15 protein-coding genes are annotated in these 24,386 nt (G+C 58.8%); 6 read left to right on the plus strand and 9 right to left on the minus strand.

Annotated elements, in window-relative coordinates:
- Positions 1 to 102: 102 nt before the first annotated feature.
- The 6 genes from LMTR3_RS27595 (at position 103) to LMTR3_RS27620 (ending at position 12,318) form a co-directional block, all read left to right on the plus strand.
- The gene (locus LMTR3_RS27595) at positions 103 to 1,317 is read left to right on the plus strand and encodes an efflux RND transporter periplasmic adaptor subunit (RefSeq protein WP_210184733.1); all 1,215 of its coding nucleotides are present in this window, start codon (positions 103 to 105) and stop codon (positions 1,315 to 1,317) included.
- Positions 1,314 to 4,391: an efflux RND transporter permease subunit gene (locus LMTR3_RS27600; RefSeq protein ID WP_065748123.1), complete on the plus strand. Its 3,078-nt coding sequence runs from the start codon at positions 1,314 to 1,316 to the stop codon at positions 4,389 to 4,391. Before LMTR3_RS27595 ends, LMTR3_RS27600 begins: the two co-directional genes overlap by 4 nt.
- 188 nt (positions 4,392 to 4,579) lie before the next feature.
- Complete coding sequence (locus tag LMTR3_RS27605; protein WP_065748124.1) at positions 4,580 to 5,854, plus strand: metallophosphoesterase family protein; 1,275 nt, start codon at positions 4,580 to 4,582, stop codon at positions 5,852 to 5,854.
- A gap of 3 nt (positions 5,855 to 5,857) precedes the next feature.
- The gene (locus LMTR3_RS27610) at positions 5,858 to 9,400 is read left to right on the plus strand and encodes an ATP-binding protein (RefSeq protein ID WP_065748125.1); all 3,543 of its coding nucleotides are present in this window, start codon (positions 5,858 to 5,860) and stop codon (positions 9,398 to 9,400) included.
- 174 nt (positions 9,401 to 9,574) lie between these two features.
- Complete coding sequence (locus tag LMTR3_RS27615; protein WP_141686837.1) at positions 9,575 to 11,431, plus strand: hypothetical protein; 1,857 nt, start codon at positions 9,575 to 9,577, stop codon at positions 11,429 to 11,431.
- A 29-nt stretch (positions 11,432 to 11,460) separates the two neighbouring features.
- Positions 11,461 to 12,318, plus strand: coding sequence for a hypothetical protein (locus LMTR3_RS27620; protein WP_065748127.1), 858 nt, complete (start codon positions 11,461 to 11,463; stop codon positions 12,316 to 12,318).
- An 88-nt stretch (positions 12,319 to 12,406) separates the two neighbouring features.
- Here LMTR3_RS27620 and LMTR3_RS27625 read toward each other — a convergent pair whose 3' ends face one another.
- The 9 genes from LMTR3_RS27625 to LMTR3_RS27665 all read right to left on the minus strand — a co-directional run bounded on the left by LMTR3_RS27625 (position 12,407) and on the right by LMTR3_RS27665 (position 24,384).
- Complete coding sequence (locus LMTR3_RS27625; protein ID WP_065748128.1) at positions 12,407 to 12,985, minus strand: hypothetical protein; 579 nt, start codon at positions 12,983 to 12,985, stop codon at positions 12,407 to 12,409.
- A 124-nt stretch (positions 12,986 to 13,109) separates the two neighbouring features.
- Entirely contained in the window at positions 13,110 to 16,136 is a 3,027-nt protein-coding gene (locus LMTR3_RS27630) for a type ISP restriction/modification enzyme (RefSeq protein ID WP_245320012.1), read from the minus strand.
- A gap of 150 nt (positions 16,137 to 16,286) precedes the next feature.
- Positions 16,287 to 17,102: a restriction endonuclease gene (locus LMTR3_RS27635; protein WP_065748130.1), complete on the minus strand. Its 816-nt coding sequence runs from the start codon at positions 17,100 to 17,102 to the stop codon at positions 16,287 to 16,289.
- Positions 17,099 to 17,812, minus strand: coding sequence for an RES family NAD+ phosphorylase (locus LMTR3_RS27640; protein ID WP_065748255.1), 714 nt, complete (start codon positions 17,810 to 17,812; stop codon positions 17,099 to 17,101). The genes LMTR3_RS27635 and LMTR3_RS27640 overlap by 4 nt, the downstream gene beginning before the upstream one ends.
- The gene (locus tag LMTR3_RS27645) at positions 17,809 to 18,255 is read right to left on the minus strand and encodes an MbcA/ParS/Xre antitoxin family protein (protein WP_065748131.1); all 447 of its coding nucleotides are present in this window, start codon (positions 18,253 to 18,255) and stop codon (positions 17,809 to 17,811) included. The genes LMTR3_RS27640 and LMTR3_RS27645 overlap by 4 nt, the downstream gene beginning before the upstream one ends.
- Positions 18,256 to 18,374: 119 nt before the next feature.
- On the minus strand, positions 18,375 to 20,159 hold the full coding sequence (locus tag LMTR3_RS27650; RefSeq protein ID WP_065748132.1) for a ParB/RepB/Spo0J family partition protein: 1,785 nt from the start codon (positions 20,157 to 20,159) through the stop codon (positions 18,375 to 18,377).
- Between the two features lie 197 nt (positions 20,160 to 20,356).
- Positions 20,357 to 22,846 (minus strand): S8 family peptidase, encoded by a 2,490-nt coding sequence (locus LMTR3_RS27655; protein ID WP_084029842.1) that lies wholly within the window; start codon positions 22,844 to 22,846, stop codon positions 20,357 to 20,359.
- Positions 22,846 to 23,757 (minus strand): AAA family ATPase, encoded by a 912-nt coding sequence (locus LMTR3_RS27660; RefSeq protein WP_502686674.1) that lies wholly within the window; start codon positions 23,755 to 23,757, stop codon positions 22,846 to 22,848. The genes LMTR3_RS27655 and LMTR3_RS27660 overlap by 1 nt, the downstream gene beginning before the upstream one ends.
- A 243-nt stretch (positions 23,758 to 24,000) precedes the next feature.
- Positions 24,001 to 24,384: a hypothetical protein gene (locus LMTR3_RS27665; RefSeq protein WP_065748134.1), complete on the minus strand. Its 384-nt coding sequence runs from the start codon at positions 24,382 to 24,384 to the stop codon at positions 24,001 to 24,003.
- Between the last annotated feature and the right edge of the window lie 2 nt (positions 24,385 to 24,386).

The raw sequence follows: 24,386 nt of genomic DNA on the forward strand, positions 1-24,386 counted from the left end.
AGGCGGATTTTCCATAGCATCATTAAGCGAGCTGCTGCGGCGCGTTGACTTCAAAGATCGCGTTCATTAAATAGAGTAATCAATCTAATAAAGGAGAAGCGTTTGTCACTGTCCAAGCCGCGCCCGAGGATTGTTGCCGATACGATGGACTCGCCCGCCGCGGCGGCGACCTTTGCCCGATCGGCTCTTCCTCGCCGTCGCCGGAGCATGACATTTGCAAAACTTGCCGCGTCCGCCATCGCGCTCGTCGCGGCTGCCGCGATGGTGATTGCCATCGTGCAGCGCCGCGCGTCGCCGGTCACCGTGCCCGTTCAACAGGCTCCCGCTTTGACGGCCACGAGTACAATGCCCCGCGCGCTGAAATGGGACATGGCGATAGAAGCGTCGGGCGCAATCGCTGCATGGCAGGAAGCGAGCGTTGGCGCGCAGATCGGCGGTTATCAGCTGTCCGACGTCCTCGTGAACGTCGGCGACCAGGTCCGGCAGGGCCAAGTGCTCGCGCGGTTCGATCCCAGCCTGTTGCGCGCCGATGAAGTGCAGCTGAAAGCGCAATACGATCAGGCCGAAGCCAACCGGCAGCGGGCACAGCGGTTGAGGGGAAGCGACGCGATCAGCGACAAGGATGCCCTGCAGCGTGAGACCGAAGCAAAGACCGCGGAGGCGCTGCTCGCAGCCAAGCAATTGCAGCTGAAATATACCGAAGTTGTGGCGCCAGATGACGGCGTCATTAGCTCGCGTATGGCGACCCTCGGCGCTGTTGTCCCGGTTGGCCAGGAACTGTTCCGCCTGATCAGGCAAAACCGGCTTGAATGGCGTGGGGAACTCACGGCGGCACAGCTCACACAAATCACACCGGGGCAGCGCATCGCACTGACCTTGCCGAACGGCGGCACCGCCATGGCGACAGTTCGCCAGCTGGCTCCGTCTCTGGACCCGCAGTCGCGTCTTGGCTTGGTCTATGCCGATATCGACCCCGGCAGCCGCGCGCGCGCCGGCATGTATGTCAGCGGCAGCGTTATCCTGGGCGAGAGCAAGGCGCGCGTGATCCCTGCTGAAAGCGTAGTCATTCGAGACGGACGCAGTTACGTGCTCAAGGTCGCGGCGGAAGGAGAATTGAGACCGCGCGTGACGCTTCAGGCGGTGACTACGGGCCGCCGGCAGGGCAGGGATGTCGAGATCACTTCCGGTATCGCTGGCGATGATCGGGTCATTGTCCAGGGCGCAGGCTTCCTTAAGGACGGCGATATCGTGCGATTGGCCGGGGATAGCGACGCCGATCGCGTGTCTGCGACCGCTCAGGATGAAAGCGATCGATGAATTTCGCAACGTGGTCGATCCGCAATCCGATACCTGCGATCATGCTGTTCGCAGTTCTGGCGATCGCCGGTCTGTGGGGCTTCCGATCATTGCCGATCCAGAGCTTTCCGGATCTCGATCTGCCCGTTGTCAACGTCACGCTGGTTCAGCCGGGGGCGGCACCTTCCCAACTGGAGACGGAGGTCGCCCGGAAAGTTGAAGACTCGCTTGCGACGCTCGGCGGCCTCAAGCATCTGCGTACATCGGTCACAGACGGCCAGGTCGCCATCCGGGTCGAATTCGTGCTTGAAAAGAATCTCTCGGAGGCCTTGATTGAAACCAAGGATGCGGTCGATCGTGTACGGTCAGACCTGCCCCTGGACGTCCAGCCTCCGATTGTCAGCGCTCAGCGAGCCGGCAGCAATGCGCTGCTGATCTACGCCATATCGTCCACGCGGCTCGACGAAGAAGCACTGTCATGGTTCGTGGATGACACCGTCGCAAAGATCGTTCTCGGCGTGCCTGGCATCGGCCGCTTTGAGCGGGTCGGCGGCGTGCAGCGGGAAGTGCGTGTCGAGGTCGATCCCGTGCGTCTCGCCGCCCTCGGCGTCACCGCTGCAGATGTTTCGCGGGCGCTCCGTCAGGTACAGCAGCAATCATCCGGCGGGCGCGCACAACTGAGTCAGAACGAGCAGGCTGTCCGCACGACCGCAATCGTGCGCCAGGCCTCTGATCTCGCGGCCCTGCCGATCGCAGTTCCCGGCGTGGCCAAGGTGCGCCTGGATCAGGTAGCCGATGTTCGGGATACTATCGCAGAGCGTACGCAGGTTGCTTTACTGAACGGCAAGCACGTCGTGGGATTTCGGGTATATCGCGCCAAGGGTTTCGACGAGGCGGGTATTGCCGATGCCGTCGGGCGAGCGATGGAGCAGCTCCAGAAGACCGACCCGACACTCGATATCAAGCTGATATCTGGTTCAATCGACTACACACGCGAGCAGTATGCGGGCTCGATGCACATGCTTTACGAGGGGGCATTGCTGGCGATCCTTGTCGTCTGGTGGTTCCTACGCGACTGGCGTGCAACGCTCATTTCCGCAGCCGCTCTTCCGCTGTCGATCCTTCCTGCCTTCGCCGCGATGTCGTGGCTGGGATACTCCCTCAATACAGTGACGCTTCTCGCGCTCGCGGTGATCGTCGGGATCCTGGTCGATGACGCGATCGTGGAGATCGAGAATATCGAGCGTCACCGCGCGATGGGCAAGCCGATGCGCGAGGCGGCAAGTGAGGCCGTGACCGAGATCGGACTCGCAGTTGTTGCAACGACGATCACACTGGTGGTCGTGTTCCTGCCCACAGCCTTGATGAGCGGCGTGTCAGGTCTGCTGTTCAAACAATTTGGGTGGACTGCCGTGATTGCGGTTCTGGCATCGTTGCTGGTCGCGCGCCTGCTCACACCGATGATGGCTGCTTATATGCTCTCGTCACGACCATCAACGGAGCACAAGGACGGCCCGTTGATGACAATTTACCTGCGGACCGTTGGCTGGTGCCTTGGTCATCGCAAGACAACAGCGTTTGGGACAGTCCTATTCTTCGCCGCGTCGCTTGCCCTAATCCCGCTGATCCCAACTGGATTGATCCCGCCGGCGGACCGCGGCTCGACGACGGTGAATATCGAGCTCCCGCCCGGCAGCCCGATGCAAAGCACGCTCAAGGTCGCGGAAGATATCCGCGCGGTACTGAAGGATGTGCCAGGGATTGCCAGTGTATTCACAACAGTGGGTGACTCGCAGCAACTCGGGCCCGGAACACAGCAGGCAGGGGAGGTGCGCAGAGGCGCCATGGTTCTGATGCTGGCCCCCCGTGGCGAACGTGAGCCGCAAGTCACGATTGAGAACAACGTTCGACCGAAGCTCCTTGGTATACCCGGCGCACGCTTCGCCATTGGCGGTGGCGGGCTGGGCGAGAAGATTCAGTTCATTCTCTCGAGCGATAACGTGCAGGCACTTAAGGCGAGCGCCGAGGCGCTCGAGCAGGATCTGCGGGGGGCTGGCGGATTTACGAATATCAAGTCCACGGCCAGCCTCGAACGTCCCGAGGTTATTGTCCGCCCGGACCTGCTGCGGGCGGCGGAGCGGGGCGTCACGACCGCCTCGATTGGCGATGTCGTTCGGATCGCGACCAGTGGCGATTTCGATACGCAGGTCGCTCGGCTCAATCTTGATAGTCGTCAGGTCTATATCCGCGTGCGTGTAACGGACGCGGCGCGGCAGAAGATAGATACGCTTGCCAACATGCGGGTGAATGGCCGGAACGGGCCGATCCCATTGTCGAGCGTCGCCGCAATTTCCATGGAAAGCGGCCCCTCGCAAATCGACCGGTACGACCGCCGCCGCTACGTCACTGTCGAGGCCGATCTCGGCGGGATGGCGCTCGGACCGGCGCAGGCGACCGCGATGGCGTTGCCCGCAATTAAAGACCTGCCGTCCTCTGTCAGCCTCATCCGGACCGGCGATTCCGAACTCGCGGGAGAACTCGCGACTGGTTTCGGCATGGCAATCATTATCGGCATTGTGTCGATGTTTTGCGTGCTCGTGCTACTGTTCAAGGACTTTCTCCAACCCGTCACCATTCTCTCGGCGCTTCCGCTCTCTGTCGGCGGCGCTTTCGTCGCTCTGCTCATCGCGCGCAGCCAACTCAATCTCCCCGTCATGATCGGCTTCGTGATGCTGATGGGTATTGTCGCGAAAAACTCAATCCTGCTCGTCGAATATGCCGTGGTCGGAATTCGCGAGCGTGGACTATCCATGCACGACGCGCTGATTGACGCCTGCCACAAGCGCGCCCGCCCCATCGTCATGACCACAATCGCGATGATCGCAGGAATGCTGCCGATCGCCCTTGGGTTCGGCGCCGACGCGAGCTTCCGCCAGTCGATGGCAATCGCCGTCATCGGTGGCCTGCTAACCTCGACCGCTCTTTCGCTCCTGGTTGTGCCTGTGGCGTTCGTCTACGTCGACCGGTTTGAGCAGTGGATCGTCCGCTTTGGCCGCCGTCTGTCGTACCGACCGCAATTCAAAGGGCAGCGCTAGCGCGAGCGAGTGAGCCCGGCCGGGCTACCGGGGGCGTCCACGGCCGTGACCTCCAGCTAAGTCGCGGGAAATTCACGCCTTTCCGGTTATGGGCCTCAACTCTGGGGAAAAGGACATAGTTATCCACACCCATTGCGAGAACATGATTTTCATGTTTTGTTCACTGTAGCGATTCTGATGGGGCGCGGATGAGTTCCTTCCAGTTTATCCATACCGGAGATATCCACCTCGACAGTCCTCTAAAAGGGCTAAGCGGCCAGGAGGGGGCTGCCGCCGAGCGCATCCGGACGGCGACCAGAACCGCCTTCGAAGATCTCGTTTCCCGGGCGATTGAAGAGCAGGTCGCCTTCATGGTCATTGCCGGCGATCTTTATGACGGCGACTGGCGCGATTTTCAGACAGGTCTCTTTTTCGTCCGGCAGATGGGGCGTCTTCGCGCAGCGAACATCCCCGTATTCGTGCTCCACGGCAATCACGATGCTGAAAGCCAGATCACGCGGCGGCTCACCTTGCCAGACAACGTGCAGGTGTTTGGCTATCGAAAGCCGCAAACGTTTGAGCTGGAAGAATGCCGCGTCGCACTGCATGGCCAAAGCTTCAGAGTGCCGGCGACGACAGACAACCTTGCGGCGGTTTATCCCCCGCCGGTCAAAGGCTTTTTCAATATCGGCGTGTTGCATACCGCCCTCGGAGGCGTGAATGGACCTCACCAGAATTACGCGCCGTGCAGTATCGATGAGCTTGTGAACAAGGGCTACGATTATTGGGCGTTGGCGCATGTGCATCAGGCCAGCGTTCTGCACGAGAATCCTCATGTCGTTTTCTGCGGTAATCTGCAGGGCCGCCATATTCGCGAAACAGGTCCAAAGTCAGCCTACCTGAACACGGTTGAGGACGGCGTTCTGCAAAGTATTGAACCGCTTCACACCGACGTCGTCCGCTGGGCGCAGATCGACGTGGCGGTTGGCGCGTGCGCGCAGTTTGGCGACGTCATAGATGAAATCAAAAACAAGATTGATGCGGCCACGATGGATGCAGAGGGGCGGCGGCTGCTGGCATGCCGCATCCAGTTGACGGGTGCGACCGCTCTCCATGGCGAGTTGCTGGCGTCAGAGTCGCAGCTGCTGGCCGAGGCACGGGCCGCTTCCCTGGCACTGGGCGAAGAGATCGCGTGGATCGCAAGCGTGGCGAATGCGACGCAGCCAGCATCGACAATGTCGGGGGCAATGGATCAGGAGGCGCTCAACGATCTGAACGTTTTGCTGTCGCAGGCAACCGGCGATCCCGAATTGCAGGTTCAACTAGCGAACGAACTGGGCGAACTCATTCGCAAGCTTCCGCATGACGCTGCGCTCGATGTGGACGATGCGCTTCTTCAAGCCGCAATCAACAAGGATTTTGCCGCGGTGATCGGCCAGGCTGGCACGTACTTAAACGCACGCCTGAGTGCGGGGAGGCGTTGAACAATGCGTTTGCGTTCTCTTGATCTTATTCGCTACGGGCATTTCACCGGCCGGACGCTCGCTTTTCCGTCAGGCGGGCCGGATTTTCACATCGTGTACGGTGAGAACGAGGCTGGGAAATCGACGACAATGTCGGCGATTGAAGATTTGCTGTTCGGAATCCCCGGTCAGTCTCCTCGCAACTTTCTTCATGAAAACGCTGCCCTTCGGATTGGTGCGACGTTGGAACACGATACGAATACGCTCGCCATTCGGCGGCGCAAGGGCAATAAAGATACCATCCTGGGATGGGACGATCTGCCCTTGAGCACAGGCGACGGGACGCTTGGGCCGCTGCTCGGAGGGATTGATCGCGCCTTTTATTGCAGGATGTTCTGTCTCGATCATGAGCGCCTGCGCGTCGGCGGGCGTGACATTATCCAGGCCAAGGACGATGTCGGCGCCACCTTGTTCGCGGCCGGGGCAGGCCTGTCGGGACTTCGCGGGCGCCTTGCGGCGATGCAGGAAGAGGCGGAAGGACTCTGGGCCAGCCGCAAAGCGGGGCATCGAAAATATTACCAGGCCGAAGACCGTCTCAAGGATGCGGATACTGCCTTGCGGCAACACACCGTGACGGCAAGCAAATGGCAGGAACTGAAATCAGCTTTCGATGATGCGCGCGAGCGCTGCGCGGGTCTTGAAAAGGACATCGAAAGTCAGGTCACAGAACTTGCGAAAATCGCGCGCATTCGGCGCGTTTATCGCGCCGTGCGGCGTCTGGCGGAAATCGAGCGTGAAATCGCCGGGCTTGGCGGTGTTGCTGTTCTCGCTGCCTCCGCCGCGAGCGAATTCGAGAAAGCGGCCTCCGATAATGCCGCTGCAGACGTGCGCATCGGTGCGTTCGGCGAACAGATCGCGGCCATCGGCGTGGAGTGCGCTGGCCTGGTCATCGATGACAACCTCCTGCAGCACGGATCGGAAATAGAGCGGCTTTACGAACGCCGCATCCAGATCGCATCGGGGAAGGCTGACTTACCCAAGCGGCGCGCGGATCTCGCGGCCTCAGAAGAGGCGCTAAAACGCTTGGCGACCGAACTGGAATGGACAGCTCCAACGGTCGAGGATTTGATCAACAGGATTCCCGTACGTGCCAAGGTCTCGGTTGTCCGTGGGTTGTTGACCGAACGGGGCAGCCGTTTCACGGCGGTAGGAAATGCACGGAAAGCGGTCGAGGACGCGCTTGAGAAGGTAGAGGATATTCGCATCCGCATCGAAGCGGTGGGTGTCGCGCAGGATGTTTCGGCGTTGGCGGGCGTCGTGAAATCCATCCGCGCCCTCGGTGACCTGGATGCGCGCCTGCAGGCGGCCGAAAGAGAGCGGCGGGACGCCGATAATCTCTGTCGGCAGCAAATGGCGTTGATGAATCCCGTGGTCGCAGATGAGGAAAGTTTGCGTGCCATACGGATTCCGGCCAACGCAACGGTCAAAGCGCATCGCGATGCTGCCCGCGAACTGGAACGCCGCATCCATAATCACGCGGCCGCAATCCGTGAAGCCGCCCGGATGGTCGAGAACAATCGCAAAGCGTATCTCCGGCTTGTCTCGGATGAAGGGATCGTGTCCGCAGCCGAGCTGACGAGATTGCGGGAACTCCGTGATGCCGGTTGGTCCATCATAAAACGAAAGCACATTGAGAACGTCGCCGTTCCAGATGCCGACGAGCAGGAATTCACGAAGGGCGCTTCCCTGCTGAACGCATTTGAGGCGAGCATCGGTCATGCTGACGGAGCTGCCGATCAGCGTTTTGAGAATGCGCAATCGACGGCCGAAGCGATGGTGCTGGCCCGGCAGATTGCTGAACAGGAAGACGGACTACACGCGCAAAAAGAAGAACTAGAAGTGCTAACCCTGGAGCGGTCTGGACTGACCGCCGCATGGGTTGACATGTGGACGGGTGTTACGGACTCGCCATCGAACCCGGATGAAATGCTCGAATGGCTCGATGCTAGGGCGGTTTTGCTTGGCCAAGTCGTCAAGCGCGACGCTGCCCTCCGGTCGTCGGCGTCACTGGAGCAGGAGATTGCAGACGCCAGGAAGCAGCTTGTTGGCATACTGCAGGACCCTGCTATGGCTGCCACCGCGGAAAGTTTGCCGCTCAACGGCATGCTGGCGACGGCGGAGCTGCGCATCCGGACACAGGAGACGATTGCGCAAAAGCGCGCCGAGCTGGAGCTTGAGGAGCGCAAGATCAAAACTGACGCAGAGCGAAAGGCCAAGGCCCTCGAAAGCGCCGAGAAAGAGCAGCACGAGTGGGAACGCCAATGGAAGGAGGCCTTGGCAGCGCTGAACTTATTGGGAGAGGCGGCGGTCGAAACCATACAAGGCCAGATCGAAGCTCTGGAACAGATGCGCGACGTCGCTGCAAAAATTGCCGACCTGCAGCATGAGCGTATCGGCAAGATCGAACGGGATATTACAGCATTTGAAAACGAGGTAGCGAGACTCGCCGCGTCCGTGGCAACGGATTTGGCAGGCGCGGATGCTGACGACGTTGTTATCAAAATGCAGGCGCGGCTGAATGAGGCGAAGCAAAGCCAGGCAACGCTCGGCGAAAAGAAGGCGGCCATAAAGGGCCTTCAAAAGAAATTAGAGGACTGCGACAAGTCGAGAGAAGCCGCGCAGGAAATTATCCTGAAGCTGCAACAGGCGGCTTGCGTGACGCTCGATGCATTGCGCGCAGCCATAGGGCAGTCCGATTTGCTGCGCGGGCTTAAGGATGAACAGGCAAGCCTGCATGTAACGCTCGAAGCGGACGGTGATGGTCTTGGCATTGAAGCTCTTGTCGAGGAGTGCCGCAACAGCGACCTGGATCAGGCGGCGGCGCGCGAACAGACGCTAACGCAATCCCTGAAGGATCAAAGACAGCGCCAGCTTGAGGCCATCCAGCATCGCAACGACGCGGCGCGGGTTTTCGAAGCACTCGGCGGCGACGCTGCCGCCGCAAAGGCTGCGTCCGACCGTCAGGCCGCGCTCGCGGATATGAGAGACGCTGCCAGCCAATATACTCGTGTTCGTTCGGCATCGCTCATCCTGCAATGGGCAATCGAACGTTTCCGACGCGAAAAGCAGGCGCCGCTGCTTAAGCGGGCGGGAGAGCTGTTCTCGATCCTGACCGGCGGATCCTTTGAGAGGCTCGCGCTCGAATACGATGAGAAGGACGTTCCTCATCTCGCAGGTGTCCGGCGCGATGGGAGCGCGGTTGGGGTTTCTGGCTTAAGTGAGGGGGCTGCCGATCAATTGTTTATGGCTCTGCGCGTCGCCGCGGTCGAAGAATATCTCGCTCATGCCGGGCCGGTGCCGTTCATCGCGGATGATCTGTTTATCAATTATGACGATGAACGCGCGGCTGCCGGGTTCAAAGTGCTGCGCCAGCTCTCGGAAAAAACGCAAGTGCTGTTCTTTACCCACCATCAGCACCTGATTGGCGTGGCCCGCACCGCATTCGGCGGGAATGTGTCGACCGCCGTGCTTGACCATCATGATGATCCCCTGAAAAACGTGGCATAGCGTTCCAGCAATCCTCTTCCTCTTCCCGGGGCCGCTCGCATCGCAATTGCCAAGATGAACAGTCAGAGAAATGTCACCGGGATAGCTGATCAGGAGGAGGGTTAGCCTTGGTTGATGTCTCCTAAGTGCATGCAGAGACAAGACGTGAGTAGAATAAGCACCAAGGATCGGGCCTTGCTCGACGAAGCGGCCCGCCGGATGGTCGAGGAGGCGCAGGCGGCAAGCAATGACCGCATTTTCTCGGCCACCGGGTTCGCTCGTGAGCATATATCGATCGTTCATCAACAGCTGCGGTGTACGAATCTCGCCTGGGCACTCGGCCACACGAAGAGGATCAAGCGCGGCGATGTGGTTGCGATTGTCGGTGGATCGTTCTCGGCCCTTATGCTGGCTGTCTCGATCGCCATCACCGAGGGCGCGATCATCTACATTTTCGAAAAGGAGCGGTGCTTGCTCCACCGGTTTCTTGATAAAGGCCACCGCCATCTTTCACCGAATCTGAATTCGCGTTATTTGGGAAAGCGTTTCGATCCGGCATGGTCAGCCCCATTTTTCGAACCGCCCATATTCAAGTGGAGACGCGGCGTTGCGAGCAGTGTCGCCCACGAATGGCTGCACGAGTTCGACCGCCATAGGCGCAAGCTGCCAATCTTCGCCTTCCTTAATCTGGAAGTTAGTAAGCGGCACATCAAGCCACGGGTCGGAGGTCTCACCATTGACCTTCGCAGTCGGGCCAGGCCACACCTTAGAACGATCGATGTCGATCTGCTGATCGACGCAACCGGCTTCGGCGAGGAGGGGAACCCTCACGATGTCGCCGATTACAGCTATTGGGAATCTGGCCACCGACTGATCTATGATCATCTTCCAAAGTCCTGTGATGTGTTGGTTTCTGGGTGTGGCGACAGTGGACTGATCGAGGCCATGCATTACGCGATGAGCGGGTTCCGCCACGCGCTGGTCGAGAACTTCTGGCCGAGCGGCGCCAATCTTGAAGCGAGGTTGGATATCGGGCTGGAAGAGGCAAAGCTTGATGACATCCTGCAGAGCCCGGAAGTTGAACGTTATGACGGCCGCGTCATCTCAGAAGTGTGCTGGTGGTTGGACACTTGGTTCAGGTTGGAAAATTGGCAAAGTGCCAACTGGTCTTTGCGCAGCGGGGGTGCACACAATGAACCGATCTTCAAAGCCATTGAGGATATCTTGCGGCCGCATCTTAAGGCTGCCTTTCCACGGCGCGACCTTGCGCGGCTCGATTGGGATGAGCGTGAGACGTTCGTTCTAGATCTTCCGCTTAAGGTTCAGCTTCAGGCTAGGGAGGCTGTCCGCCCGCTCGCCGACGCCGCGATCAGCCGCGGCATTGATGCCCTGGCAGGTACAATTGTCGTTGGCAAGCTGTTGCGCGTGGGTGAACTCCATAAGCGAATCCGACCCGGTGTGCGGCTTACGCTCAACGGCACGACGCCGACCCCATACACACGCCAACTCTCGACATACAATGTCTGGCTGATGCGGGTGCTGATGAGCTTCCCGAATGTCCGATATCGCCAGGGTAGGATTTCAAAGGTCACGGCCGATCGTAATGGCCGATTCAGTATAGCCTTCGACGACGGCACAACTGATGTATTTGACCGAGTGGTAACGCGTTATGGCCCTTCGTCGACGAAGGGCCGCCAAACGATGTGGGCGTCCCGCCCACGCGATTCCCATGCGGGAAGCTGGTTGCTGACGCCTGTGTCGTACACCGTTCCCACCAAGGATAAGAACGTTTATCGCAGGATTTATCCGGCGATCGACCGGGTAAAAAGCAGGCTACATGAGGTGGAAACGCGACAGGCGTCTCCCCGAGCTGACAAGTTGGACAAGGCTATGTATGAGCGCTGCTTGTTCCTGAAGCCAATGATAGCGACGTCAGACGATCCAATTTATCGGGATCCGCAGTCGTGGCTTTCGGCGAAGCTGCGGAAAGGTAAGAATCCGAACTACACAGAGAACATTTTGCGGGAAGCAGCGCAGTACTGGAGCTTTTAGGAAACCATCATAGTAGAGGGGCCTAGATCGTGTATTTCGCGCAGGAAGCAATCGATCGCCTCACCAGCGATTATGAAGCAATGGCGGGCAAGCGGAGTGAGGTCCTTGATGCTCTGCTATCGCGGAACTACGACGTTCCGCGAGCAAAAGAATTCGCTGCCCACGGTGTATCGCGGCGGCTGAAGACGATGTCTCACTGCATCGAGAAGGTGTTCGCTACGCTGCCGCCTGAGCGTGAAGATCATCCCTCGATGGAGGAACTCATAGATGCTGTCATTCACATTCAAGCTTTCACATTTAATGCTTTCGCCTGTCTGGATAACTTGGCGTGGATTTGGGTTTGCGAACAGAAGCTGACGACTGACAAGGGAGAAGAAATACCGCCCACGAAAATTGGCTTGGGAAGAAAGTGTCGGATCGTCAGGCGATCGTTACCGGCGGATTTTCAAAAGCATTTGAAATCACTCGACGGCTGGTTCGATCATCTTGAAAATTTTCGTCACGCGCTCGCGCATCGTATCCCGCTCTATATTCCTCCTGCGGCCATACGGGAGCAGGACGTGCCGAAATATGAGCTGCTTGAGAAGCAAATGGCAAAGGCCCATCGGAGGCGTAACTATGACAGGTACGAGAAGCTAAAAGCTGAGCAGCAGGCACTTACCAAGTATCAGCCAGAGATGATGCACTCACCTGAAGACAACTCGAAACGAATTGTTTTTCATCCGCAATTGCTTTCCGACTTCGGTACGGTTTGCGATCTTGCGCAAAGATTGAATAGCGCACTTGATTCAGAGCCGAAGTCGACGGTTGAGCGAAAGTTCTGGACTGGTGTTTTCAGCTTGAAAAAGATGCTTGCACGCGCAGCGTCCCTATTTAGGAGGGCCTGATCCGTATCTGGACCACCTGCGTGCCGAGCTGATATGAGGTCGTCATCGACACGTTGTCTCGTTAGAGAAACGATGGAGGTGAGGGCGGTTACACCGTCGTGATGATCTGATCATCGTCCGAGAAGGGCAGCAGGGTACCTAGCTCCGTGGTGTAAAGAGCGATTTCCGTTGTCAGTGCTCCAATCTCTGAGATCTGGTCATTATCGTCCTTTTCGCTAACTTCGACTCTCTCGCTCCATGGTCGACCGATCTCGCGAAAAACCTTGCCGCTGCTCCAAGTCAAGAAAGTATGTCCGATCAGGTTTCGCTTTTCACCAAGCTTTCGGGCTCGTTCGCTGAGTGTGTTCCATTGGCTTCGCAGGGTCTTAAGCTTTCGATCGGTTGATACGACATTCGCGACGTGCTGGGCGTCGAAGGCTTTTGTTGTCAGCCGGAGGCGATCGTTCAAATGAGCGTACTTGTCCCAATTCGCGCGCTCGGTGCGCAGAGCGAGTTGCCTATCGGAAGCTGTAGCTTGGGGATTGTCCTTGTCCCAAGAGAAGGCAGTAAGCTGCCATTGTAGATAAGCAACAGCTTCTTCAAGGCGACTGCCGGCATTGATAATCATGCCAACGCGCTGATGCGCTGAAAGTAGCTCCTCGTCCCCTAGCATTCGGATGCGGGCCATTGATTCCTCTGAAGTTACAAATGCGCAATTGTGGATTTGCCTAAGCTAAGCCCTTATTCCAAAGCAAAAATACGCTGAGTGATAATATAGATTAGGGAAAATAACGCATGTGCAGACCGCTAGCTTATAAATCAATATCTCGCGCCGTGTTCATGCCGGGGACTGCCGGGCGTTCCAATTCTCGCATCGCAGTTACGATCTTCACTGTCTCGAGGCTGACGGTTGTCACGCGCCCCAACAAGTCGATCATTGCTTCTTTGTGTGCGGCGAAGCGGTAAGAGTCGAACTTCTCACGGATAACGGGATCACGCGGGGTTTTTTCCTTGTGCTGGTCAAGCACCCAATCAATGGCTGACCTGTTACCAAGCACGTATTCCCATGCTTGTGCTGGAATGCCGCTCAATGTCGTCTCGGTGTCCACGGCAACGCTGCCGGCTTCGCGGTCGGACCTTAGGATTGGACGCGGGTCAACCTTCGCAGCTCGCGCCTTTTTGTCGGGCACGTCGATCCTGCTTAGCGTGTGTGGCTGTGCCGTCTCAAAATTTAGATGGAGATCCATCAACGCCTGACCCCATTCTGCCCACGTCCAAAAATCGGCATAGAAAGGAATTCGAGCGAACTCGCGCTTGAGATTGGATGCATACGAGGAGCGATAGATGGGGTCGTAAAGCACTGCGTACACGTAGTGAAAGATGGCGTCCTTAGTGATGGGACGCTTTCGCTTGCCTTTCCCCTTCTCGTAGAATTCTCTGAAGCGATTGAGCGACCAGTCTGTCACGTTGTCGATGCGCTCGCCATCAACATATCGGAACCGGGCGATCTGCTGATAAGCGTCGATCGCCGCGCCGAAGTGAAGGTCCGCGGGTCCATCAACGGCTAACACGCAGTAATTCGACCTGGACGCTACATCGCTAAAGCATATCGCGACGTTGGATTGCCCTGCCGGGAAAAATACGTCGGAAAGGCCTGGCCTGTCGATATAGAGTTCGGACAGGTAGAGCCATACGGGCGAAAACGGTCGATAACTTGTCTTCCGTATTCGTCCCGCATCAAATGGCTCAGCTGCGCCGCTTTTCTTTCGCCGCTTCAAGGTTTCGGACCATTTGATGGTAGAGGGAAAATCGTCGTCCTCAACGGGCTTGCGGTACTCAGCTGCAAGCAGCTTGACCTTGGACGTAAGCGTTTGCCTGTCCTCGTCATAAAGCCACTCGTCTCTATTTGTGGATATGCCGAGAGAGTATTGCTTGAATATCGCCCGATCTTTTCCGCGGTTGTTAGTGGCTTTGGTCTCTTTGTCCGCAACAGGCAGGAATGAGTCGAAGTCGTTTTCGTTTTGATTGATCCAGGTGTGGTGCTTATCCGGGGTGATCTCTTCGAAATCGATTGAATCGATGCGATTGCTTGCGAGGTAGGCGAGCTTGTCCTCTGCAAGATCCTCTTCGCCGCGCCGTGCGTACCTTATGACGCAACCCTTGCGCCCCTTGCGCCGGACGAAAAAAGAGATGGCGACGCCGGTCTGAATCCCGAACACGTTGTGAGTGGTGCCGGACAGGCGCGGGTTAGCCCGGACGTCTCCGCCAAGATCAACGATCCATATCTCGTTGAATTCCTGAGCGACAACCTTGCGGAACCCGTCGAAGGTGCGACGGTCGATGAAGCTGCGATTTGTGATGAAGGCGATAATTCCATCGCCATTGATGTCAAGACGATCGGACGCCCATCGAAAGAAGCGGGCATACATATCATATACCTTGGTCTTCTGAGCTTCCGACGCCTTGATGTACGAATTCCTGATCAGTTCGTCGATTTTCGGGTATTCCCGGTTCTTGTTGTTGTCGTTCTCATTCTGCTGATTAGCGTTATAAGGCGGATTGCCAATGATCACGGAGATCTTGCGGGCATTCTGCCGCTTGACGCGTTTTACGTTCTCTTCCGTAAAGCTAGCGAACAGATCGTGCTGATGTCCAGCGCGGAGGCCCAAGGGCGAGACGTTGTCGAGCGTGTCCACGAAGCAGAGGTTTTGAAACTCCGAGTACTGGTTCGTGATGGCGGCGTATGTGGCTTCAATGTTTAGGTTGGCTACGTAATAGGGTAGGATAGCGACCTCGTTCGCATGCAGCTCTTCGGCGTATTTGTACGCGAGTTTCTTCCTGTCTCCTCGGAAATGGTCGATCAGTTCGGTGATGAAGGTTCCGGTTCCGGTGGCTGGGTCAAGAATCTCGACGTTGCGATCAATCAAGCCTCTTTCAAAGTGCTTGTGGCAAAGCCACTCTGCGCCTTGGATCATGAAGCGCACGATTTCGTTGGGTGTGTAGACGACCCCGAGGCGGTCAGCCGCCTTCGCATTGTAGACCTTGTAGAAGTTCTCGTAGATGACCTTGAGGAAGGTCTGTTTCTCGGCGTGGCTGGTGATTTGCACCGCGGAAGAACGAATGGCAGCATAGTACGGATCTAGCGCGCGCAACGTTTGTTTCTTGAGCCCGCCGGTGAAGAATGTACCTTCCAGAGCGTAGAGCTCCTTGGCGATGTTATTGTGCGTGTGGAATTCGCTTTCATCGAAGACCTTGGCGAAAATCTCTTCTGTCAGGATGTGCTGGATAAGCATCTCGCGCACGTCGGCAGTGCCGACCAAGGTATTGATCGTTTCCTGGGCGTGTTTGAGGAACTTCGCTTCTGCCGCTTGATAGGCTGCGTTGGACTTGTGGGCATCATCGATCTTGGAGCGTAGGGCGCCGAGCACGGCGGGCAGGTCGATCTTGAACTGCTCAACGGCGCGGCGGAATTCAGCGATCTCCTTCCGCTCATAGCTGAAGAAGAGGCCCATGAGCTTCTCGAAGCGAGGCGCATCCGCCATCTCGCAGCGCATGGTCTCTTGGCGGTTCTGGATTAGAACGGCCTTTTGGCTGTCTTCAAAAATTATGTTGTCTTGAGGATAGCCCTTGCGCTTCTTCTTCTCGATCTCGGCGTCGAGATCGTCAGCAGTGTCCTTGGCTTCCCAATAGCCAAACGGCACGCGTATCTCGTGAAGAAGAGCGCCATCGACGTAACATCGATCCCTGGCCGGCGTGATGTGCTCATGCTCTGCAATGAAGACGAGATCGTGCTGTCGGCCCCATTGCTTGAGCAAATCCTTGAATGCTTCCCGCACCACGGATTCTCTGGTGGCCCCCGATACAGATCGTATCCGGTCAAGATTGCTCAAATAGTGTTGAATTAGAAACTGACTCAAATCACATCCCCCAAGTCATTCGAGCGTAGCAGCGCCACCGATGCGCACCAAGCTTCGTCGTCCTTTGTTGTGTTAACGGCCCCTCTGCGGAGGCATTGGCGCATCGAGCTCCTCGACCAGATTATCTGCTGTTTGTTCGCGCGTGAGCGGATTCACCGCGCGCAATTCTTCAAGGCCGATCCTGCCGTAATGTTCAAGCAGCGCTAGCAGCTCGCGATAACCCCGCGCGGCCTTTACCTCATGCGGTACAACAACGCCTTGCCTCTCCAGTTCACGAACGTCAACGGGCAGCGGCGGTAACGGCGGCGGTCGGCCAACCATGCGCAAGTACGGTGAGAAATGCAGCAGCAGGACGCCCGCGAAAGCGTAGCGTTCCCAGACCTCATCGTAAGCAGCTCGTTCGGCGTCGTTCTGCAGCGCGTGGTATCCCGGCCTCCCGAGGGGTTCATAGTAGACGTTGAAATTGCCATTGGCATCTTCAATGTCCCGGCAGCGCCGTGTGATCCACTTGTCGAAGTAGCGCTCCTGAAACTGCTCGAAGGTCAGGAGCTCCACATTTGTCGAAGCAGCGGCTTCAACCGCGCCCTGTTGAAAGCCGGTTCGGGAAATGATGTAGCCGCGGTTTGCGCCGGTTTCGTCCATCACGGTCCGGAACGCATGCACCTTCTCGCGCGGCACATTCGTCCGCCAGTTTTTGCATTCGCATACAACCCGCGAGCGGATGCCCTCGATTGTCTCCTCAGCAAACACGTCCAGGTCGACCGAGCCGCGGGGCAGTGGGACATTGATTTGCTGTCGCACGTGCATGCCGCATTCGCGAAGTATGTCTGCGACGGTGTTTTCAAGTTCGCGCCACGTGCCGGGTGCGATGGCCGTAATCAGCGTCATGCGCTGCGCCCCTGCTCAACGTTGGTGATCTTAAGGACGCGCACGTCGCCCCGCGCATCCCACCGGTATTCATAGTGGTCTGCCTGTGTGACGGGCAGTTTGACCCGCGAGGGCTTGTAGACGCAGACGTTGATGCCGTCCGGGCGACGTACGCTGTCATAAACGATGCCGTTGGCCCCCTCGCCAGTCTTTGGCCAGCGAAGGGCAACGCCGAATGCCTGGGACTGGGCGTAATCCTGCGCATCATACAGTTGGGGACGTTCTTTGCGGAGGCCGCGCACATCGATCAGCGCGCAGTCGATGCGCGCGACAAGGCTGCGCATCTGGATGCTTGACGGGAATGCGCCGTCGGAGAGTTTAAGGCGCCGTGTGCTATGGTGAAGCGTTTCGGCAATGGCCGTTTCAACGTCCAATGCCGCGTACCAGGCGCCAAGCCGCCCGTCGGTGAAGCGTCCGCCAGCGGGGTCGGCGTGAAGGAAAGCGCCCATCACGAGCGTTGCACCCGGTCCCTGCACGATGTCTTCAGGCGGCAGCAGGTTGAGCCGGCCGGAGATGATGCCAAGCCGGTCGTTTGTCGCTGATTCGAGCAGGAAGGCAATCGCAAGCTCCTCCCTGTCCTGGGTCAGGTCGTCGAAAACGCCGACAGGCGGATAGCGGCTGGCGATGAGGCGGTGCGTGGTCGCCCGGACGCGGGACGTAGCAAGCGTCATTTCATGCCGCGCCATGCGTCGATATAACGGCGCACCGCGTAGAGATCGTCGATGCTTCCCTGCAGTGCGCGGTCGAGCGGAGAACGCCCGCCGAAGGGCAGGTCACGGTTGGGGCTTGTGAACCACCGGTTTGCGCTCGCTTCGTCCGCAAAGAGCAGCTTGAGACCCTTGTGGATGCCAAGAACCAGGGAAATCCGTTCAAGCTGGTCGCGGCTGAGGGTGCCGATCTTGCCGCCCTGCCAGTTGTGATAAGTCGGGCGGGAGATATCTCCGAGCAAGGCACGGCGCTGATCGACGGCAAGTTTCCACAGGTCGGCCAGCCTGAAGAACATGCGCACGGCAGTCGGCGACATCCGGTCCCGGACCTTTGCGTCCCGAAGCGCGTCTGGGGCCAGGACGCCGGGAGCTGTGATTGGAAGGTCGAAGTCGGTATGGGTGCTCATGTTATGTATATCTCTATAGATCGTGTCTAATTATAGACATATTAACGCGTCGCTGTCAATTCGGTTCCGAAAAGGGCCGAAAACCGGCTGCGCCGGGTGGCGCAGCCGGAAAACGGCCATTAGGCCGCCTTTGGGGTCGTCCGTAGGGGCTCCGGCAGCCAGGTCGTCTCCGCAACCAGCTGGGCGGCACGGTTAGCAAGCTCGGCCTTCTTGAGCTTTTCAAGCGCAGGCGCATGCGAACCCGTGGCCTCGTCAACCGCCGCCAGGATGCGCGTCCGGCTGACGCGGCCGAAGTAGTTGTCGGCACCGGGTACGAACCAGCTGCGCATATTGAACGACAACGCGCTCGCAAGGGGACCTTCGTGCGCGGTTGCGCCAATGTCCACTCGCAAGAGGCTCACGCTGACACCAGCAATGAACGCGAGGATGTCCAGGAGTTCGTCTTGGCTGCGTTCAAGACACCAGTCCCACAGATAGGCGGGATCGGACGGAAGGCGGGCCAAAAGCTCCGTGCGCTTTTCGTCGAGGGACGTGAGCCCGGCGGAACGGTCCGGCGTAGTCATGACACGGTCTAACGCAGGAACATGCACCGAAACATGCAGTACACTCGACCCGCTGCCATGCGGGTAAAGCGCCTGAAGCGTCAGCGCATGTACAACAGCGGCAAGTGCCACGTCCGGACGGCGCATCAGTTCGGCACCGAGTGCCGCGCTTTTCTGGGCCGCGAGATCGGCGATCAACGCGGCAGGCAAGGCGGCATTGGCACCGAAGGACCGAAGGGCAGGTTTGACCCCCTTCTCGCTGCCCTTGCGCACCAAGCCACGTTCGATGCGAAGATCACCGTCATAGTCAATGCTCAGGATCGCGCCGCCAGTCGACAGCGCCTCCGCGGGCCAGCGTTCGACCGTCTTGATCTCCTGGAGACGACGGTCGATTTCGTCGAGACGCTCAGTGTGCGCTTCCTCGTCGTCAACCAGAGAGTCGTATTCAGCGCTGAGCGTTTCATGCTCGGCTTGTTCGGCCTCGCTTGCGAAGACGCTTTCGGGGTACAGGCGGAAATACTGGGCGAAGAGACTGTAGTCGGCGTCAGGGACGATCTCGACCCAGTCCCATCCCTCGTCGGCAACGAATGCCTTGAGGGCTTCGAACTTCTCGGCGACGAGGCGATCCAGCAGGGCTTCATCCTGCAGGTATCCGCCGTTTTCCTCATCGAAGAGGTCGCGACGGACAGCGCCGCCGGCTGCCTCGTATGCTTGAAGGCCTACGAAGCGCACGCGCCGGTCAGTCGCGGGTACCTCGCCTGTCGTCAGGGCGCGGCGGATGCTCGCCGGGCCGCGTTGCCATTCGGGCTGTTCGGTAAACACGCGCTCCTGCGCCTCGCGGTCGTCACTCAGTGTGAACGCTTCGGCTTGCTCGAGATCGATATCGCCGTTGCGATACGCATCAAGGATCACCGGGCTGAGACGACCCAGCTTGAGACGCCTCGTCACGAGGTTCTCTGCAATGCCGAACCGGGCAGCAACATCGACGACGGTAGCGCCAGCATCGATCACGTCGCGGAAGGCCTCGAACTGGTCTGCCGGGTGCATCGGTGCGCGGATGATGTTCTCGACCAGGCTGAGCTCGGTCGCTTGCGCCTTGGCATCGACTACGGTGCACAAGACGTCGTGGTCTTTCGCGATGACCTTGGCCTCGGCGAGTGACTTGAGCGCGAGATAACGCCGGCGTCCGGCAATGACCTCGTATTTGCCGTTCTTGGCCTTGCGGACCAAAAGCGACTGCAGAAGTCCGTGCGTTGCGATGGATGCCGCGAGTTCATCGATGCCGTTGGCCGGGTCGGTCTTGCGAACGTTGCCGTGCCAGGGCACGAGCTTGTTCAGCGGGATGGTGATTGCGTCTGTCATGAGAATTCTCCTTTCCGTGAGTGGTTGTCTCTGAAGACGCGGAAAAGAGAGCCGGGCGCAAAGGCGCCGCGGTCACATGCCTAACACGGGAGCGAAGCGAATGGAGCGGGCGGGCATTGAACGCCAGCCGCGCCCGGCTAGACGCGTCAAAGATGAAGAGCAACCGCGGAAAGAGATCTTGGCAGCGCCATCGCCGCCTATGTCTCGATCACCACCGGGACATTGATCGCGTTTGCAACCGGCGTGTAGATGTCTGTTGCCGGCGTCGTGATGGTGGCAATCAGGGCATAGTGGCAAGACTTCTCATAGGCGTTGAGGTTGGGGCGCTTGTTCCACCAGCCGTAGGTGGGGTAAACGGCGATGTGGCCGCGCGTAGCAAGATCCGCAGCCTTGCCGGTCCAGATATTCGAACGCACCGAGCCCAGAGCTGAGAGCGTGTGATTGTTCTTGAAGAGCCAGGTGCCGGTCTCTTTGTGCGCGTCATCCGGCTCACCGTCACGGGCAGCCTTGTTGATGCGCTCCTGGAACTGGCCGTGCGTCTCGGTGGCGCGTTTCACGTCAAAGCGCAAACCGTGTGACTGGTAGCCGTACTTGGTCGACCATCCCCGCGCGCCAGGGTTGGGTTCTACGAAATAGGACAAGGTCACTCGGAGTTGTACGTCGGTGTCCTGCAGCTGCTCGAGCACATCCCGTGGCCAGGGCAGCTCATGCAGTTTCAGCTCGCGCGTCTTGATGTCACCGTCGTCCTTGTGAAAGGGCTGGATGGAGCCCTGCGCGATGAGGGTCAGGGAATTGTCGGCGCTTGAAAGAAGCCGCCGCAAATTCGGTGTGCCATAGCCGAAGCAGCGCACCAGTGTGGTGAGGTCGGGTTTGCCGTCTCCATCCACGCCGCGGGCGAGCATGGCCGGGGTCCAGTCGGAGGCATGGATCATGAGGGCCCGGACTGCTTCGGGCGAGAGCTGCGGATACTTTGCCCAGAGCATCGCGGCCATCCGCGCTGCGATGGCGGTTGCTGCACTTGTGTCGCCAAACGTGACGAGCGGTTTTTTGCCGCCAAAGTCGTGTGGCGTGCTCAGAAGCGAGAGCGCATCGTCAATGTAGTCAGGCTCGGCATGATCAGAATGGCGCGCCATGTTGCCGGCTTCGAGCACAATGTCTGGCTTGATCGGCCATCGCCCGTCGGTCCAAGTCGCCGACGTGCAGCTGCAGGGGGAGAGGTCTCCTGCTGCCGCCATGGCCTCCCATCCGGCGTATCTGCTTTGATCGACGATTGCCTTGTCGGTGATGCCGCCGATCGTGAGAGCGTTCCATGATTGTGCCGGATCGTGAATCGAATCCGTCATATTGGAATGTGGATAGTTGCCGCGCTCCGTGCGAACCGTATTGCCTGCAGAGACGATCACCAGTCGCCGCTGACCGTCGGTGTGGCCCGCGCTCATCGCATCGATCGCCGCTGACCAGGATGAGGGCCGACCTCGGTCGCGCGTATCGGATGCTGTGATAGCCATGCAGTAGATGCGTTTGCGATCGGGTTTAACCTCGACTCGACTTACGCATTCGTGCGTTACGGCGCCGTAGAGCTCCCTCGCATGGGGATCAGCCTCGTTAATGAACTTGACGGATTCGACCCGGTGCGTAAGCGCGACAGTCTCCGCACTTGCTAGAGGTTCTGTCAGATCGCCGTAAACAGCGAGACCCGCCATCGGTGTTCCGTGCCCAAATACGTCCGTGACACCCCAGTTGGGGTTGTAAGTATGCAGGTCGTCGTCGTGCGTAACATCGGTCAGCAACGCGTGGCCGCGATTGAGGCCTGTATCGAGAAGACAGACATAGGGTGCGCCATCGGTGGGTGGCGTGCACCGACCCTTGAGGTTGTCGACCCACGCCTGTTGTTCGATCGCATTCATTCGCGTGAAGAAGTCGGCAGCAGTCTTTGCAAGCCGGACCTCCGCAATCATTCCCAGGATGTCGTTTGACCGGGAAAGATTTTCCGCCGTGCCATGCACGAGCACGATAGTCCTGTCGATGAAGGCAATTTCAAGTGGGCTTACCGTCAGACCAAAGCGCTCGGCATGTTGTCGCAGGCGGGCAACGTGATTGATATCGGCCCCCCGTCTCAGCCAGACCTCGAACGTCGCCTGTGCTTGAGGATCCGGATATAGCTCCGGCGCGTCCGTCCAGAGAGCCTGAAGGGCCGCCAACCTGATGTCTGCAATGCTGGCGACGAGATTTTCATTCTTGGGCCGGGTCTTTCCCTTCTTGGTCGGCTTCGTGTCCTCGTCGCGGTAGGCGGTGATCTTGTTGAGGAACACGCCGAGTTTGCCATCAGGGACAAACACCGCGGCCTGCATTTCGCCGCCCGGTAGCTTGCGCACGGCACAAAGCTCGATCCCCGATTGTTGAAGATCAAGACTTTCAAATTTGAGATCGAAGCCCGGCGTGCTTTCGAAGATGACAGTGATTCCGTTGCCCTCGTCGATGCCGTCCGCCTTCTGCTCTTCGGCCCGGTTGGCCGCGACAGGTTCTACCGCCGCCAGTTTCTGCAACAGGGCGTTCGCATGTGCCTGACGGCCACGGGCCGGGAAGCTGTGCTTCTCACGCCCGGATTTCGGGCTGGTGAAGGGCTCGGATGCTGCGGGGCGTGGCGTGAAAATGTGAGGATGGAGACGCGGTCCATCGTCGGCCATTAGTCGTCAGCCCCCTTCTTGCGCAGCGTCGCGCGCCGCTCCTTCAGAGCGGAAACGAGGTCACCCTGCGAGACGGCTTCACGCCCGCTGATGAGCACGTCCTTGATTGCGTCCTCAGCTGCGCGGGCAACATCCGCGTAACTCAGCCCTGCGGCTGACTTTGCAGCGACGGTCCAGTTGATTTTGCCCGGCTTGAACGCCGCCAGTTTTGCCTGAAGCAGGAGTTTGGCGCGTGATGCATTCGGCAACTCGAAACGAATGATGTCATCGAACCGGCGGAACAAGGCACGGTCGAGCAAAGCAATGTGGTTTGTAGCGGCGATGATGAGGCTATCAGAATGATCCTGCTCGACCATCTGCAGGAAGCTGCTCACCACGCGGCGAATTTCACCGACGTCGTTGGCGAGGCCGCGCTCGGCGCCGATGCTGTCGAACTCGTCGAAGAGATAGACGGCACGGGTTTGCGCAATGGCCTCAAAGATGAGGCGAAGCTTTGCAGCGGTCTCGCCCATAAACTTTGTGATGAGACCGTCGAGATGGACGACAAAGAGGGGCAGCCCGAGCTCGCCGGCAAGAGCAGACGCGGTCAGCGTCTTGCCGGTGCCGGGCGGTCCGACCAGCAGGAGCTTGCGGCGTGGTGCCAGGCCGTGGCTGCGGATCGGGCGGACCGATCTGTGCTCACGAATGACCCGCCCGAGCTTGCCCTCAGTCAATTCAGTCAGGACCATGTCCGAGACCTTGGTTTTAGGATAGGACACGGAGAGAATGTCGGCGAGTTCCCCCCGCGGCCGATTGAGCGGGATCGGGGCAGACGGCACGGCAGTCCGGGCTTTTGACTTGTCGATCAGGGCGCGAAGCTCCTCGGCCACCTTGCCGTTCCCCTGCCGGGCCTCGCTCGCGGCGATCTGCATGGCGATTGAATAGAAATGCGCCGAGTCGCCTTCCGCGTGGGAAGTCAGCAAAGCCTTGATCTGGTCGGCAGTGGGCATAACCGCGCTTTCTCTCAGGTTCCCATAGTGGCACAACGTGCGCTTGCGGGATAGTTCTCTTCACGTTCTCCGTGCGCTCTGTCCACGGAATCAGCGTTTCCATCGTATGCTATGGCATCTCCACGGCTGGTTAAGCAGGGAATCGAGGCGGGCGCTACGCTCGGTCTATTGCGGCGCAACACGACCGCGCAAACGCCTGCCGTCTTCCACAAGATCCGCTTCGGCAATGGTGATGCCGTCCTTGATCAATGCTGTCATGATGACGTGCCGCACGCTCGTCTGGCGGTGCGCTGCCCGGATCTTGAGTTCGGTCCAGACGTAATCCGGCAGCTCGGTGTTCAAGGGCTTCATGCGCTCGCGGGGCGTCGCGCCGCTGGCGGGCGGTTCAGGCAACAGGGCTTCAACGGGCGAGGGTGTTTTAGGCCCCTGCTCACCCTGCTTTTGCGGCTTTTGCAGCGTTCCAACGCCCTTCTCACGCGCCAGGGATTCCAGCCGCTCGTCGTCGAGATCGGTATCGAGCGGCACAAAGGCGGGACGGTTGTTTTTCATGA

It is taken from the genome of Bradyrhizobium sp. LMTR 3 (assembly GCF_001693485.1).
Lineage (GTDB): Bacteria > Pseudomonadota > Alphaproteobacteria > Rhizobiales > Xanthobacteraceae > Bradyrhizobium.

Coding starts and splice junctions, on each gene's coding strand:
- LMTR3_RS27605 (WP_065748124.1), top strand. CDS start 4,580: ATGAGTTCCTTCCAGTTTATCCATACCGGAGATATCCACCTCGACAGT.
- LMTR3_RS27610 (WP_065748125.1), top strand. CDS start 5,858: ATGCGTTTGCGTTCTCTTGATCTTATTCGCTACGGGCATTTCACCGGC.
- LMTR3_RS27665 (WP_065748134.1), bottom strand. CDS start 24,384: ATGAAAAACAACCGTCCCGCCTTTGTGCCGCTCGATACCGATCTCGAC.
- LMTR3_RS27635 (WP_065748130.1), bottom strand. CDS start 17,102: ATGACGCTGATTACGGCCATCGCACCCGGCACGTGGCGCGAACTTGAA.
- LMTR3_RS27655 (WP_084029842.1), bottom strand. CDS start 22,846: ATGGCCGACGATGGACCGCGTCTCCATCCTCACATTTTCACGCCACGC.
- LMTR3_RS27625 (WP_065748128.1), bottom strand. CDS start 12,985: ATGGCCCGCATCCGAATGCTAGGGGACGAGGAGCTACTTTCAGCGCAT.
- LMTR3_RS27660 (WP_502686674.1), bottom strand. CDS start 23,757: ATGCAGATCGCCGCGAGCGAGGCCCGGCAGGGGAACGGCAAGGTGGCC.
- LMTR3_RS27640 (WP_065748255.1), bottom strand. CDS start 17,812: ATGACGCTTGCTACGTCCCGCGTCCGGGCGACCACGCACCGCCTCATC.
- LMTR3_RS27645 (WP_065748131.1), bottom strand. CDS start 18,255: ATGAGCACCCATACCGACTTCGACCTTCCAATCACAGCTCCCGGCGTC.
- LMTR3_RS27650 (WP_065748132.1), bottom strand. CDS start 20,159: ATGACAGACGCAATCACCATCCCGCTGAACAAGCTCGTGCCCTGGCAC.
- LMTR3_RS27600 (WP_065748123.1), top strand. CDS start 1,314: ATGAATTTCGCAACGTGGTCGATCCGCAATCCGATACCTGCGATCATG.